Below are 13,790 nucleotides of genomic sequence, written 5' to 3'. Positions count from 1 at the left end.
AGCGTCGCGCCGGAGGCCAGCGCCCCCGGCCGGGCACTAGATGTCGTCGAGCGGGAAGATCGGCCGTCGCACGCTCTTGTACGGGCGGTCCTTGAAATTGCGCGTCGAGATCGCGCCGGTATCGACCTCGACCACCTCGCGGGCGATCGGCTCGAAGGCGGCGCGGAAATGCTGCATCGACTTGACGATCAGCGTCGATTTCCGCGTCGGGTCGACGCCGAGCGAGGTGAACTGCGCGAGGTCGGTCGCCTGGCCGTTATGGGTGATGATGATGAGCTCGACGCCGCCGATGCGCAGCAGGACGCTGAGCCCGTAGCTGCGCCAGGTTCCGCCGCCCATCGGGCCATAGGCGATGAAATGGCCGTCGGTGATCGAGACGACACGGCCGGTGACCTCGAGCGGGCCGCCGCCCATGCTCGGATCGACCTTGCCGCCGAGCATCAGCGTCACCGTGTTGCCGACGCCGGCAGCCTGCGCCTGCAGGGCCGCCTCGCCGTCGCAGATCGCGTGGAAGCCGACATTCTGCAGGCCGGACGCCAGGACCGCGCGCAGCAGGTTCGTGGCATCGCCATAGGCGCCCGAGCCCGGATTGTCGGAATAATCCGAGATCACGAGGGGTTTGCTGGCCTTACCCTCGCCGTTCTGGCCCTCGCCGTTCTTGCCTTCTCCTGCCTTGGCCTTCGCCATGGCCTCGGCCAGCGGCGTGAAATGGATCGAGGAGAAATGCCGCTGCTCCCAGGCATAATCCATCAGCTCTTCGGCGATGGCCTGGGCCTTCATCCGGTCATTGGCGGTGACGACGACGGAGGGGCCGATATCGTGCACGTCGGCCGAGGAGAAGCCGGCCTGGACGCTGACGACGAGCGCCTCGCCCGTCGCCTCGAGCTCGTCGCCGCGGCGCAGCAGCTCCTTGAACGGCGGCGAGGTGGTGCGCCCGCCATCGAGGGCGTAGAGGATGGGCCGGCGGGCCACCGCGGCGGTCGGCGTGATCTCGCCATCCATCGCCTTCTGCAGCAGCTCGGCTGCCTGCCAGGTCCGCTCGTACTGGTCGACATGCGGATAGGTCCGGTAGGAGATCAGCGCGTTGGCGCTGTCGGCCATCAGCTGGGTCAGCGTCGCGTGCAGATCGAGCACCGCGACGACCGGCACGGACGGGCCGACCTTGGCGCGGATGCGGGCAAGCAGCTCGCCCTCGCCGTCATCGGAGCTTTGCGTCGCCATCGCGCCATGGAGATGCAGCAGCACGCCGTCGACGCCGGCGCAGGCCGCGACGATCTTGCCCGCGAACAGCTCGAAGGCCGCATCGGTGACGCGGCCTGCAGGGTTGGCATGGGCGACGAGCGGGTGGGTCAGGCTCCAGCCGAACTTCTCGGCCGCCTCGAAGGCTGCGCCAAGCGATGTCCGCGTGCCGCTGAACGCCGGTGGAATCTCGTTGTCGAGATAGAGGCCGGCGTTGCGAAAGACCTCTTCTCCGGTGAGCTGAACACTGAATGTGTTCGTCTCATGCATGAACTCTGCGACCAGAACGCGTCGTGCCATAATCCTCGTGTCCCTCCCGGACCCTTTTCGACTCTTTTTAACGGTCGTTCGGGTCAATGCCAGTCATGTATACAGCATGCGCTCCCTGCGTGGAGCGCCTGCCGTCTGTCGCAAGCTTAGGCCGCGCGGCTCCGTTCGATTTCGCCCTTGCCGGGGTTGCCGTCCTCGGCCCGCGCATAGGCCTTGCCGAAGCGGTTGGCGAGGAAGGCATCGAGCGTGATCTCTTCCTGGCGGACGAAGCCCCGCTGCGGCAGCGCGCCCTGCGCCAGCATGTCGAGCACCGCGCAGATGCCCGAAGCGGTGGTGATCTGGATGGCGCTGCGCGTCACGCCGCCGACGGTCGCGCTGTAGACCTTGTTGGCATAGGTCTGCTGCAGCAGGCGGCCATTCTTCATGCCGCTGACGGTGACGAAGATCACGACGACGTCCTGCAGGGTGCTCGGCAGGGCGTTCTCAAAAATGTCCTTCAGCACGTCGCGGCGATCGGCCAGGCGCAGGTCCTGGAGCAGCGCCTTCATGATCGCGCAATGGCCGGGATAGCGAATCGTGCGGTAGTTCAGCGTCCGGACCTTGCCGGCCAGCGTCTCGCAGAGCGTGCCGAGGCCGCCAGAGGTGTTGAACGCCTCATAGGTGACGCCGTCGAGCGAGAATTCCTCGCGCTCTTCCATCGCCGGCACGAGCGTCAGCTCGCCGTTGACGACCGCTTCGCAGGGCTCGCAATACTCGTTGATGACCCCGTCCGTGCTCCAGGTCAGGTTGTAGTTGAGCGCGTTGGAGGGGTATTGCGGCAGGGCGCCGACGCGCAGCCTGAGGCTGTCGAGCGTGTCGAAATCGCGTGCCAGATCGGCGGCGACGATCGAGATGAAGCCCGGCGCCAGGCCGCATTGCGGGATGAGCGTGGCCTTCGCCGTCTTGGCGAGTTCCTTGACGCGCCTGGTGCTGGCGACGTCCTCGGTCAGGTCGAGATAATGGACGCCGAGCGGGGCCGCGACTTCGGCGATCCGCGTCGTCAGATCGTAGGGGGCGGCGCTCAGCACGGCGAAGCGGCCTTCGAGCAGGGCGGTCAGCGCCTCCTTGTCGGCGATGTCGACCTTGCGGGTCGAAACCGTGGCGCTGGTGCGGATGCCGGCGAGCTGCGTCTCGGAGCGGTCGGCGACCGTGACGCGGTAATCCCCGCTGCTGCCGAGCATATCGGCAATGGTCTGGCCGATCTTGCCCGCGCCAATAACGACGATTTCCTTCATTGCGGCGCTCCGTGCGTTCGTTGATGTCCTATGCTGGCTGACGATTTCGTCGAATAGAAGCGGCCATCACGACGATTCATATGGGATTTTACGGCGATCTGCCGTAAGTACTCAGCATTATGCCGATCGACCGCACCGACAGACAGCTCCTCATCCTGCTGACCGAGAACGCCCGGGCGCCGGTGGCCGAGCTCGGCCGCCAGCTCGGCCTCTCGCGCACCACGGTGCAAAGCCGGATCGAGCGGCTGGAACGGCGCGGCGTCATCACCGGCTACACGGCGCGGCTCTCCGACGAGCATGAGCGCGGGCAGGTCAAGGCCCATGTCCTGATTACCGCGCTGACCAAGCTCGCGCCCAGGGTCGAGGCGGAACTGCGCCGGATTCCGGAGGTCAGGACCCTGCACTCGGTCAGCGGCCATTTCGACATGATCGCCATCGTGATCGCGCCATCGATCGGCGAGCTCGACGAGCTGATCGACCGGATCGGCGCGCTCGACGGCGTCGAGCGGACGATGTCCTCGATCATTCTCTCGACCCGCGTCGAGCGCTGAGCCCTCGCCCGTCGCCGGCAATCGCGCGCTCGTATCCTGCCACAATCGGGCGTACACTCTCCGACAGGGGAAAACTGTGGTGGGAGAAGAAGATGGCAGGTGACGACCGTCGGCCACGCGTCTGGCATGACGTACACAGCGTGCAGGAAGCGCCACGCGAGAAGCAAAAATCGAGCGGGCGAATCGCAGCGGAAGAGGCTGCGGCACGCAAGAAGATCGAGGCCTTGCGTGCGCAGAGACTGGCGAAGGAAGCGGGTGAGCCGCCGCCCGAGCCCAAGCCGGCCGCACGCAGCAAGCCGAAGGCCACGGCGAGCTAGGCAAATCCGAACGGCGGCAGGGCCGTCATTCCGGACGACCGGTAGCTGCCGGATGACGAGATTCGACCCCGGATCCATCGAACGCCGCAGGGCGTGGCGAGGGATCCGGGGTTTTTATTTGCGCCGGAGATGACGGACGCGCAACACGGACGCCGATTCGCCGGGGCGTTCAGGCCTGGTCGAGCCAGCCGGTAAGCAGCCCGATATCGGCCTGCGACAGGCCATGGCCCGTCGGCAGGATGCGGTGCTCGACCGTCGCACCATTTCCCGACAGCGTCGCGGCAAGCCGTGCGGCGTCGGCGGCGGGAATGATCGGATCCTGCGCTCCCGACAGCATCAGCACGCGCTCGCCGCTGAGATCGGCTTTTGGCGGCTCCCGGAAGGGCGACATCGCCCGCAGCAGCGCCGCCCCGGCCAGCACCTCGGGACGCAGCAGCAGCAGGCTCGCCGCGATATTCGCCCCGTTCGAGAAGCCGACGGCGATCGGTGCGGCAAGATCGTAGCGCCGGCGCGCATCCTCGACGAAGTCCGCCAGCTCATGGCTGCGGCGGCTGAGATCGGCCTCGTCGAAGACACCTTCAGCGAGCCTGCGGAAGAAGCGCGGCATGGTGCCTTCCAGCACCTGCCCGCGCGGCGAGAGCAAGGCGGCGCCGGGCGCGACCATGCGGCCGAGCGGCAGCAGGTCATGCTCGTTGCCGCCGGTGCCGTGCAGCAACAGCAGGGGCTTGCGGGCAGCATCCGTGCCCGGCTCGAAGGCATGGATGAAGGCGGTGGTCGCGACAGCGTCCAGCATGGGTCACTCCTTGATCATGGGGGCCGCCCTGCCCCGTCAGCGCGACGAGGCCGGGCGTCTTGTCAGGTCAGGTCTTGTCAGGTCAGGTCTTGTCGGGTCAGGCGTCGTCAGGCGAGTTCGGGCAGCACGGCCTCGATGCGGCTGCGCTGCGCCTCGTATTGCGGCGGCAGCTTCAGCGCCTGGCCGAGACTGTCGCTCGCCTCGTCGATGCCGAAGCCCGGCGCGTCGGTGGCGATCTCGAACAGGACCCGGCCGGGCTCGCGGAAATAGACGGAGCGGAAATAGTTCCGGTCGCGCTGTTCCGTGGCGCGGATGCCATGGTTCTCCTGGAGGCGCTGGACCATCGCGGCCTGCTCGGCATCACCCGCCGCCCTGAAGGCGATATGGTGCACCGAACCGGCGCCCTGGCGCGCCGGCAGGAAGCCGCCGGCGGTGCGCAGGTCGACGATCCCACCGAACGCCGCGCCCTCCGCCCGGAAGCGGGTCACCGTGCCCTCGCGGGCAATCTCGGCAAAGCCGAAGATGTCGCTGAGGATCGCGCCCGTCGGCGCCGCATCCTCGAGCAGCAGGCTGACCGAGTGGAAGCCGCGGATCGCGTGCTCGGCCGGGATCTCGCCGCCGGTCCAGGCCGGCTCGGCGGCAATGCCGGGCAGGCCGACCAGGGCAAGCCGCATCCCGTCCGGGTCGCGGAAGGGCAGCACGGTCTCGCCGAAGCGCTTCTGCGGCGCCTCATGGGCGACGCCGAGCGCGACGAAACGATGCGTCCAGTAGCCGATCGCCCCCTCCGGCACGCGGAAGGCGGTTTCCTGGGTCTCGCCGATGCCGAGCCGGCCCGGAGCCGCGTGCTCCCAGGGGAAGAAGGTCAGGATCGTGCCGGGCGAGCCGCCCTCGTCGCCGTAATAGAGATGATAGCTGCTCGGATCGTCGAAATTGACGGTCTTCTTGACCAGGCGCAGTCCCAGCACGCGTCCGTAGAAATCAAGGTTGCGGCGCGCGGGGCCGGAAATGGCGGTGACGTGGTGGATGCCGTTGACCTGCATGGCCTGTCCTCCAAAAGGGCTTAAGGCGGGCGCCTCGTTCCGGCACAAGATCGGATTGCGGCAGGCAAAGCGCCAGCCTGACATCATTGCATGGGCGCAATGAATATCTTGGTATCTAACAATTTGCATTGCAGTCGAGAGAGGGCATTTTCAGCGCCGAGACCAACCCGGTCCCCTGCCCTCTGGAGATGCAATCATGATCGACAATCGCCTCGCCCCTTACGGCGCCCTCGGCCTGCGTGTCGCGCTCGGCCTGATGTTCATCGCCCACGCCTATCTCAAGCTCGCCGTTTTCACCCCCGCAGGTTTCGCCGGCTTTCTGGGCCAGATCGGCTTGCCCGGTTTCCTCGCCTGGCCGATCATCCTGGCCGAGTTGCTTGGCGGCGTCGCCATCCTGACCGGCTTCTATGGGCGCCTCGTCTCACTGGCGCTGCTGCCGGTCCTGCTCGGCGCCCTGATGGTGCATGCTCCGAATGGCTGGCTCTTCACCGCCGCCAATGGCGGCTGGGAATACCCCGCCTTCCTGGCGCTGACGGCGCTGGCTCACGGCCTGATCGGCGACGGCGCGCTGGCGCTACGCCCGGTGCAGTTCAGCCCCCGCGCCGCGGTCGCCACCGCCTGAGCCGGTTGAGACGGTCGGTGAGCGCGGCCGAAAGGCCCGCGCCACGACTTCCCGATCGCCGCCGCATGGCTTAGATCATCGGACCGGAAATCGTATCCGGTCCGATGTTCTAACCTTTTGTGTTTGCATCGGCTTTGCCCCGAAAACCGCAATCCACTTTTCGGGCCGATGCTTGAGCGCCATGACGGCGGCGGACGCATGATAAGGACGAAAAGCGGATGAGCGGCACGAGCAAGACCCTCGCCTGGGACGATTTCCGGCTGATCAAGGCGATCGCCGAAGCCCGCGCCCTGCCGGCCGCCGCCAGCCTGATCGGCCTGAACCATTCCACGGTGTTTCGCCGCCTCGGCCAGATCGAGGACGGGCTCGGCCTGAAACTGTTCGAGCGGCATCGCAGCGGCTATGTGCCGACGCCTGCCGGCGAAGAGATGGTGCAGCTCGCCGGGCGTCTGGACGAGGACATCACCGCCTTCAGCCGCAAGCTTGCCGGGCAGGAAATCCAACCCGCCGGCGAATTGCGGGTCACCACCAACGACACCCTGCTGGTCGATCTGCTGACCCCGGTCTTCGCGGCCTTCCTGCAGCAATGCCCCGAGATCCGCCTCGACATCCTGCTCAGCAACCAGGCGCTCAACCTCTCCAAGCGCGACGCCGATGTCGCGATCAGGGCAACCGACAATCCACCCGAGACCCTGGTCGGCCGGCGCGGAGCCCGCATCGCCTGGGCGCTCTACGGGCTGGCGGACCGTTTCCCGCCCGATGCCGATACCAGCCTGGACAGGCTCAGGGATCAGAACTGGATTTCGCTGGGCGACCAGTTCGCCTGGCTGAAGGCGGTCCGCTTCCTGCAGGATTACGTGCCGCCGGAGCGCATCGTCTACAAGGTCAACACCGTGCTCGGCCTGGCCGAGGCGGTCGAGGCCGGAATCGGCATCGGCTTCCTGCCCTGCTTCATTGCCGACACCAAGCCGGCACTCGTCCGCCTGGCTGCGCCCGATCCCGAATTCGCGGCCGATCTCTGGCTCCTGACCCATCCCGATCTCAGGCACTCGCCGCGCGTGCGGCTGTTCCTCGACTTCATGGCGACCGAGATCGGCAGGATGAAGCCGCTGATCGAGGGCGAGCGGGCAGTCGCAGCGCGCGGCTGAGCCGGGGCACAGCAGTCGGGTTCCCTTGCGGCGTCGCTAGCGCTAGGCTTCCGTCATGGAGATGCTTATCCCCCTCGCGATCGGGCTCAGCCTGATCTGGCTGATCGGTCGCGGCGCGCCCTGGAACGCCAAGCTGATCACATTGGCGATCACGCTCGTGGTGGTCGTGCTGATCGTGCTGCTCGAAAGAAGCGGCAACTGGCCCGACGCCTTCCGCAGATGACGCTGGTCAGCAAGTGACGCTGGTCAGGAGACCAGCTTCAACCCGACAATCCCGGCCACGATGAGCAAGATGCAGGTGAGCCGCAGCGCGCCGGCCGGCTCGCCGAGCAACACGATCCCCAGCGCCGCAGTGCCGATCGTGCCGATTCCGGTCCAGATCGCATAGGCGGTGCCGACCGGCAGCGTCTTCAGCGCCAGTCCGAGCAGGCCGAGGCTGACGACCATGCTGGCGACAGTCAGCGCGGTCGGAACCAGGCGGGTGAAGCCCTGCGTGTATTTGAGGCCGATCGCCCAACCGACCTCGAACAGGCCTGCGACGAACAGATAGAGCCAGGCCATGGCAGCGCGCTCCGCGTGAGAAGGGGCCAGCTGGGACAGGGCGAGATCGTCAGCGCCGCGGGACGCGGCAGGAGACGCCCAAGACCACCCTTGCCGCAAACTAGGCCGCGCCTCTGCCGGTTGGGAAGGAGCACGGCGCTGCCAGCCCCTGCGCGGCTCTCATGGCCAACTCATTTCGCAGCGCCCGCCCTACCTACCCCGACGTAAGTCTTGTGGATAAGGCGCATGCCGGCCCCAGGCATTCGGCCCCCGGCATGGCGCCACGAACAGGCGCTGACTACGGGCATTGCGCCGGCATTGCGCCGGTGGGGCAACAAGGGGCCAAGCAAACATGAATCTGGGGAAATGGGTGGGCTTGATTGCGGTCGCCGCATCGCTCGGCGGCTGCGCCACTGTCACACGGGGTACGACAAGCCAGGTTACGATCAACAGCATTCCGCCCGGCGCGGACGCACGCACCTCGACCGGGCATAGCTGCCCCTCGACGCCCTGCACGATCGAGGTCAGCCGCAAGTCGGAGTTCACGGTCAGCTACAGCAAGCGCGGCTTCCAGGACGCCCAGGTCCCGGTCTCGACCCGGATCGCCGGGGAAGGAGCCGCCGGCTTTGCCGGAAACGTCATCGTCGGGGGCATCGTCGGCATGGGCGTCGACGCCGCGACCGGCTCGACGCTGGAGCACTATCCCAATCCCGTCGTCGCCACGCTGGTGCCGACCGGCCGCGTGGAGTCCAGCGGGCGCAGCACGCGTTTCAGCCGCCGCGTGCGTGCGGCAAGGGCCGCGCCTGTTTCCTGATCCCAGTGCTTCCTGATCCCGGGGAAAACCGCCAATCGCGATGCGGGCCTCTTAAAGCATCGGCCTGAAAAGTGTATTGCGGTTTTCGGGAAAGCCGATGCAAACACAAAGGGTTAGATCATCGGACCGGATACGATTTCCGGTTCGATGAGCTAAACCGCGTCGCCGCCGAGTTCCGGCTGCAGCACGCCGCGCAGGACGCGCTGGCATTCCGTCATTTCGACCAGCGCGGCCCTCAGCAGGAGGAGATCCTCGCCGAACTCGGCCCGGTGATCGGGCTCGTCCGGCTGCACCGGTTCCATATCGAGCTGCCAGGGCAATTCGTCATCGGCCCCGTCCGCGCCGCCGGCCGGCATGGGCCGGCGCTGCGCCGGCACCGGCGCAGCAGCGGCGACGGGAGCCTGCACCCCGATCGGCGCGCCCCGGCCAATGGCCTGGACATGGCGCGGCCCCTGGTCCTTCAGGATCCGCTGCAAGCCCTTGATGGTATAGCCTTCGCCGTAGAGCAGCCGGCGAATGCCCTTCAGGAGGGCGACATCGTCCGGCCGGTAATAGCGCCGGCCACCGCCGCGCTTGAGCGGCTTGATCTGGGTGAAGCGCGTTTCCCAGAAACGCAGGACGTGCTGGGGGATGTCGAGGTCGTCTGCGACCTCGCTGATGGTTCGGAAGGCATCTGGGCTCTTGGTGTCCAATTCGGCCTCTACGTTGCCGGTGTGGAACTCCAGACTCACTCCTCGTCGCCCTCGCCCGTTTGCCCGTTGATGCGCGCCTTCATCACATTCGAAGGCTTGAACACCATCACGCGACGCGGCTCGATGGGGACCTCAACGCCCGTTTTCGGATTACGCCCGATTCGCTCGCCTTTGTCTCGCACGACGAACGAGCCGAAGGACGATAATTTCACATTCTCGCCGCGCGCGACGGCGTCGCAGATCTCGTCGAGCACCGCTTCGACAAGTTTCGACGACTCTGTCCGCGACAGACCGATCTTCTGATACACAGCCTCGCACAAATCGGCGCGAGTGACCGTTTGCCCCGCCATTCATAGCCTCCAAGGCGTTCATGAGCCGGCGACCTCGTCACCAGCTTTGCGCCATTACGGACGCCGGACGCTATGCGCCCCAGCCGGTCCGGTCAATCCTCGAACGCCGTTTAGCGGCGCCCTTGGTCGAAATGGCAAAAAAAGAGAAGAGAAACTGTCCTAAGTGCCAGCTATCTCAGCCGAAATGCTCACCAGCGGATCAAGGCCGACCCCCAGGTGAAGCCGCCGCCCATCGCCTCGATCAGGACGAGCTGGCCGGGCTGGATTCGCCCGTCGCGATGGGCCTCCGCCAGAGCCAGCGGAATCGAGGCGGCCGAGGTGTTGCCGTGCCTGTCGACGGTCACCACGACGCGGTCATGCGCGATGCCGAGCTTGTCGGCGGTGGCATCGATGATGCGCCGATTGGCCTGGTGCGGCACGAACCAGTCGATGTCGTTGCCGCTGAGCCCGGTCGCGGCGAAGGTGTGGCGAACGGTCTCGGCGAGGTTGAGCACCGCGTGGCGGAACACCTCCTTGCCCTCCATGCGCAGGAAACCGACCGTCTTGGTCGAGCCTGCGCCGCCATCGACATAGAGCTTGTTCTTGTAGCGCCCGTCGGAGCGGATATGCGTCGCGAGCACGCCGCGATCGGCAAGCGTGCCCTCGCCCGGCTCCGCCTTGAGCACGACGGCACCGGCGCCATCGCCGAACAGGACGCAGGTGGTGCGGTCTTCCCAGTCGAGAATCCGGGAGAAGGTCTCGGCGCCGATCACGAGCGCAGCGCGGGCGCCGCCCGTCTTGATGAAGTTATCCGCCGTCGCGAGCCCGAAGACGAAGCCGGAGCAGACCGCCTGCAGATCGAAGGCCGCGCCTTCGGTGATGCCCAGCGCAGCCTGGATCTGGGTCGCGGTCGCGGGAAAGGTATGGTCCGGCGTCGCGGTCGCGACGATGATCAGGTCGATCTCGGAGGCATCCATGCCGGCATCGGCCAGCGCCGCCTGCGCCGCCTTGAGGCCGACCACCGAGGTCGGCTCGTCATCGGCCGCAATATGGCGCTGGCGGATGCCGGTGCGCTGGACGATCCACTCGTCGGTCGTGTCGACGCGCTCGGCAAGCTCGGCATTGGTGACGATGCGCTCCGGCAGATAGGAGCCGCATCCGCAAACCACAGATCGCAGAATGGACAAGTCAGGGATCCCTATTCGACGGCAGCGGCCTGAGGCGCCGTCGCCGGCTGCACCGAGGCAGCCACCATCTCGCGCAGCTTGGCCATCAGGTCATCGCGCGCCATCTCATAGGCCAGTTCGGTCGCGCTGGCGAACCCGATCGCGTCCGTCCCGCCATGGCTCTTGATGACGATGCCTTCGAGCCCGAGGAAGACGCCGCCATTGACCTTGCGCGGATCCATCTTGTCCTTCAACGCGGCAAATGCGCCACGTGCGAAAAGATAGCCGATCTTGGCCATCAGCGACCGGCTCATCGCGGCGCGCAGATACTCGCCGATCTGCCGGGCGGTGCCCTCGGCCGTCTTCAGGGCGATGTTGCCGGTGAAGCCCTCGGTCACCACGACGTCGACCGTGCCCTTGCCGAGATCGTCGCCCTCGACGAAGCCGCGATAGTCGAGATGCGGCAGGTTGCCCTCGCGCAGGATGCGTCCGGCCTCCTTGACCGCCTCGACGCCCTTGATCTCCTCGACGCCGACATTGAGCAGGCCGACGGTCGGCCGGTCGAGGTCGAAGACGACGCGGGCCATGGCCGCGCCCATCACCGCGAGATCGACGAGATGGCGCGCATCGGCGCCGATCGTCGCGCCGACATCGAGCACCACGCTCTCGCCGCGGACCGTCGGCCAGAGCGCCGCGATCGCCGGGCGGTCGACCTGCGGCATCGACTTCAGGCAGAATTTCGACATCGCCATCAGCGCGCCGGTATTGCCGGCCGAGACGGTGACATCGGCCTCACCGGTCTTGGTCGCGTCGATGGCGCGCCACATCGAGGACTTGTAGCGGCCATAGCGCAGGGCCTGGCTCGGCTTGTCGTCCATCTTCACCGACACTTCGGTGTGGTGGAAGGTCGTCACCGCCTTGAGCTTCGGGTGAGCCTCCAGAAGCGGCAGGACCTGGGCCTGATCGCCGAACATGACGAAGCGTGCGTCGGGCCGCCGCTCGAGGGTCAGCGCCGCGCCGGGCACGACGACGGCAGGGCCATGGTCCCCGCCCATCGCATCGAGCGCGATTGTAACTGGTCGTTTCATTGGGTGATGATTGTTCCCGAGGGGCTCGGCCGCTGTGGCGCAAAATGGAGCGGCGGCGGACAATAGCGACTTGGCGAGCCGCCGCAAGCCACTGCGCGTGCCGGCAAAGCCCTCATTCGCCGCGTTTCAGTTTGGCCAGGGCCGCGAAGGGCGATGCGAGCGCCGGGTCGTCGACCTGCGCTTCGAAACTCGCCCCGGGCTTGCGCGGATAGGGGTCGAGGCCGAGCGCCAGGAACTCGAGGGTGATCGCGCCAAGGTCGATCATGCCGTCGATGATCGGCTCCGGCGGGTCTTCCTCGTTGAGCATGACCTCGATGTCGATCTCGCCCTTCTCCGCCTCTTCCTCCTCGCGGCGGGCCGCGGCCAGCACCTCGGCCTCCGGCGCGAAATCGAGTTTCACCGGCAGCTTGATGCTGACCGGAAAGGCCTCGAGCGTGATGATGCAGGTCTGATGCAGCTGCGCCGCGATCTCGCCCTCGAGCTTCACGCGCTCGCCATTGCGCGCCAGCTCATAGCGCGCCTCGAGCGCTTCGATCGAAGGCAGGTCGAGCGCACGGGCGAGCCCGGCGAGCGCGGCGCCCTCGGGCCTGACCACGATATGGGTGCCGCGCGGCTTGATCGTCTCGACGCGGACAGGCTGGCTCAGCGGCAAGGCACGAGCGGAATCAGTCACTGGGGGTACTTTCGTGAACCGGGAACGCAGGGAAGAGACTCTCCTGCCCCAAAATTGCGTCAAGATCGAGCTGCGACAGGCGCTCCTGCGCCTGTCCGACATAATCGGCCAGGGCTGTCGCCCCCTCGCCCGGACTGACATTGCGGCGCAGCGCCTCGGCCAGCGCGCCGGGCCCAGGCACTGCGAGCGCGCTCTCATAGGCCTTGATGCGGCCATAGAAGCTCTGCCCGATCTTCTTCATGCGCTTGGGCACGGCGATGTCGCTGATCCCGCCCTGGCGGAAGCCGAGCTCGAGATAGGCGAAGCAGGCATCGACGAAATCCTGCGCCAGATCGCCGGCCGGCGCGGGAAGCTCGCGCAGGCGGCGCAGAATCAGGAAGGCATGCAGCGTCAGCGATTCGAAGCGCCCTTCGAAGGTATCGGGGATGCCGCCGGCGATGTAGAGGCCGGGCTGGCGTGACGCGTCAGCCACGCGGGCCAGCAGCGCCTCGACCGGCGCGAGCCGTTTTGCGCGTTTTCCGAACAAGCCGAAGATCACCAGCGCATCTCCGCTCGCCGCCACTGCCTTGCCAAAGCCATTCTCGGGCGTTACGCCAACCTCTACCCGTTTGACAAGCGGCTTCGGATACCTCCTTGCCCACTCTGCTCCTGGATTCTCCCGCATGATCGACATGACCCGCCGCGCGGCCCTCTTCGGCCTTCTCGCGACCTCGTCACTCGCTCTCGCCGGATGCGGAGCAAATCGTGGCGGCTTCGTCCTGCCGACATCGGCGGGGCTGAACGAGCAGTACACCCGCGGCTTCGTCATGGACGATCGCCTGGTGTCGCAGGTGAAGCCCGGCATGGATGTGCAGCAGGTGCTGACCCTGCTCGGCACGCCCTCGACGACCTCGACCGTCGGGAACCGGACATTCTATTACATCAGCCAGACGGTGCGCCGCCGCTTCCAGTTCCAGGAGCCCAGCGTCATCGACCAGAAGGTGCTGGTGATCTATTTCAACAAGGCCTTCAAGGTCGAGCGCATCGCCCATTACGGCATGCAGGACGGCGTGATCTTCGACTTCATCAGCCGCACCACCGTCACCGGCGGCGAAGAGCAGAGCTTCCTGCGCAACCTCTTCCGTGGCGTCACCAAGTTCTCGCCGCTCTCCGGCCTGGGCGGCGGCAGCAACTAGATCATCGGACCGGAATGACCGAACACGGAAAACCCCTGCGGCCACCGCCTCAGGGGTTT

Annotated in this window: 18 protein-coding genes; 7 read left to right on the top strand and 11 right to left on the bottom strand. The window is 66.7% G+C overall.

All coding sequences use genetic code 11. The features are described from left to right. Positions 1 to 36: 36 nt before the first annotated feature. Positions 37 to 1,539 carry a M81 family metallopeptidase gene (locus FG93_RS23745; protein ID WP_043239302.1) on the bottom strand — a complete coding sequence of 501 codons (1,503 nt, stop codon included), beginning with the start codon at positions 1,537 to 1,539 and terminating at the stop codon, positions 37 to 39. A 116-nt stretch (positions 1,540 to 1,655) separates the two neighbouring features. Next, positions 1,656 to 2,783 (bottom strand): saccharopine dehydrogenase family protein, encoded by a 1,128-nt coding sequence (locus FG93_RS23740; protein ID WP_052514111.1) that lies wholly within the window; start codon positions 2,781 to 2,783, stop codon positions 1,656 to 1,658. Between the two features lie 119 nt (positions 2,784 to 2,902). On the opposite strand from FG93_RS23740, the gene FG93_RS23735 reads away from it, so the two are divergent. After that, entirely contained in the window at positions 2,903 to 3,334 is a 432-nt protein-coding gene (locus FG93_RS23735) for an Lrp/AsnC family transcriptional regulator (RefSeq protein ID WP_043239300.1), read from the top strand. 92 nt (positions 3,335 to 3,426) lie between these two features. Continuing rightward, positions 3,427 to 3,651: a hypothetical protein gene (locus FG93_RS32570; protein ID WP_152579591.1), complete on the top strand. Its 225-nt coding sequence runs from the start codon at positions 3,427 to 3,429 to the stop codon at positions 3,649 to 3,651. Between the two features lie 169 nt (positions 3,652 to 3,820). Here FG93_RS32570 and FG93_RS23730 read toward each other — a convergent pair whose 3' ends face one another. After that, a complete protein-coding gene (locus tag FG93_RS23730) occupies positions 3,821 to 4,444 on the bottom strand; it encodes an alpha/beta hydrolase (protein WP_043239297.1) in 624 nt (207 codons plus the stop codon). A 107-nt stretch (positions 4,445 to 4,551) separates the two neighbouring features. Next, entirely contained in the window at positions 4,552 to 5,484 is a 933-nt protein-coding gene (locus FG93_RS23725; RefSeq protein WP_043239296.1) for a ring-cleaving dioxygenase, read from the bottom strand. A 196-nt stretch (positions 5,485 to 5,680) separates the two neighbouring features. Between FG93_RS23725 and FG93_RS23720 the strand changes: the two genes are divergently transcribed. The 3 genes from FG93_RS23720 to FG93_RS33005 all read left to right on the top strand — a co-directional run bounded on the left by FG93_RS23720 (position 5,681) and on the right by FG93_RS33005 (position 7,477). Next, positions 5,681 to 6,106, top strand: a complete 426-nt coding sequence (locus FG93_RS23720) for a DoxX family protein (RefSeq protein ID WP_043239295.1) — start codon at positions 5,681 to 5,683, stop codon at positions 6,104 to 6,106. Between the two features lie 218 nt (positions 6,107 to 6,324). Next, positions 6,325 to 7,254, top strand: coding sequence for a LysR family transcriptional regulator (locus FG93_RS23715; RefSeq protein ID WP_043239294.1), 930 nt, complete (start codon positions 6,325 to 6,327; stop codon positions 7,252 to 7,254). A 55-nt stretch (positions 7,255 to 7,309) separates the two neighbouring features. Then, positions 7,310 to 7,477 carry a hypothetical protein gene (locus FG93_RS33005; RefSeq protein ID WP_161783872.1) on the top strand — a complete coding sequence of 56 codons (168 nt, stop codon included), beginning with the start codon at positions 7,310 to 7,312 and terminating at the stop codon, positions 7,475 to 7,477. Positions 7,478 to 7,500: 23 nt separating this feature from the next. Here FG93_RS33005 and sugE read toward each other — a convergent pair whose 3' ends face one another. After that, entirely contained in the window at positions 7,501 to 7,815 is a 315-nt protein-coding gene (sugE, locus tag FG93_RS23710; protein ID WP_043239293.1) for a quaternary ammonium compound efflux SMR transporter SugE, read from the bottom strand. 331 nt (positions 7,816 to 8,146) lie between these two features. Here sugE and FG93_RS23705 point away from each other — a divergent pair, with 331 nt between their 5' ends. Next, complete coding sequence (locus FG93_RS23705) at positions 8,147 to 8,608, top strand: hypothetical protein (RefSeq protein WP_043239292.1); 462 nt, start codon at positions 8,147 to 8,149, stop codon at positions 8,606 to 8,608. A gap of 152 nt (positions 8,609 to 8,760) precedes the next feature. On the opposite strand, the gene FG93_RS23700 is transcribed toward FG93_RS23705, so the two are convergent. From FG93_RS23700 to FG93_RS23675, 6 genes are all read right to left on the bottom strand, one after another. Then, positions 8,761 to 9,300 carry a MerR family transcriptional regulator gene (locus tag FG93_RS23700; protein ID WP_043239564.1) on the bottom strand — a complete coding sequence of 180 codons (540 nt, stop codon included), beginning with the start codon at positions 9,298 to 9,300 and terminating at the stop codon, positions 8,761 to 8,763. A 35-nt stretch (positions 9,301 to 9,335) separates the two neighbouring features. Next, complete coding sequence (locus FG93_RS23695; protein ID WP_043239290.1) at positions 9,336 to 9,650, bottom strand: integration host factor subunit alpha; 315 nt, start codon at positions 9,648 to 9,650, stop codon at positions 9,336 to 9,338. A 188-nt stretch (positions 9,651 to 9,838) separates the two neighbouring features. Then, the gene (locus tag FG93_RS23690; RefSeq protein WP_043239288.1) at positions 9,839 to 10,816 is read right to left on the bottom strand and encodes a beta-ketoacyl-ACP synthase III; all 978 of its coding nucleotides are present in this window, start codon (positions 10,814 to 10,816) and stop codon (positions 9,839 to 9,841) included. An 11-nt stretch (positions 10,817 to 10,827) separates the two neighbouring features. Beyond that, positions 10,828 to 11,883 carry a phosphate acyltransferase PlsX gene (gene plsX / locus FG93_RS23685; RefSeq protein ID WP_043239286.1) on the bottom strand — a complete coding sequence of 352 codons (1,056 nt, stop codon included), beginning with the start codon at positions 11,881 to 11,883 and terminating at the stop codon, positions 10,828 to 10,830. Between the two features lie 112 nt (positions 11,884 to 11,995). Next, complete coding sequence (locus FG93_RS23680) at positions 11,996 to 12,556, bottom strand: DUF177 domain-containing protein (RefSeq protein ID WP_043239284.1); 561 nt, start codon at positions 12,554 to 12,556, stop codon at positions 11,996 to 11,998. Beyond that, complete coding sequence (locus FG93_RS23675) at positions 12,549 to 13,094, bottom strand: ubiquinol-cytochrome C chaperone family protein (protein WP_043239562.1); 546 nt, start codon at positions 13,092 to 13,094, stop codon at positions 12,549 to 12,551. The genes FG93_RS23680 and FG93_RS23675 overlap by 8 nt, the downstream gene beginning before the upstream one ends. Positions 13,095 to 13,218: 124 nt before the next feature. On the opposite strand from FG93_RS23675, the gene FG93_RS23670 reads away from it, so the two are divergent. After that, positions 13,219 to 13,731: an outer membrane protein assembly factor BamE gene (locus FG93_RS23670; RefSeq protein WP_152579590.1), complete on the top strand. Its 513-nt coding sequence runs from the start codon at positions 13,219 to 13,221 to the stop codon at positions 13,729 to 13,731. Positions 13,732 to 13,790: the final 59 nt, after the last annotated feature.

This window comes from Allobosea sp. LC85 (genome assembly GCF_000735605.1).
Lineage (GTDB): Bacteria > Pseudomonadota > Alphaproteobacteria > Rhizobiales > Beijerinckiaceae > Allobosea.
The sequence above is the reverse complement of the archived record's forward strand: the minus strand, read 5'-3'. Positions and strand labels throughout refer to the sequence as shown.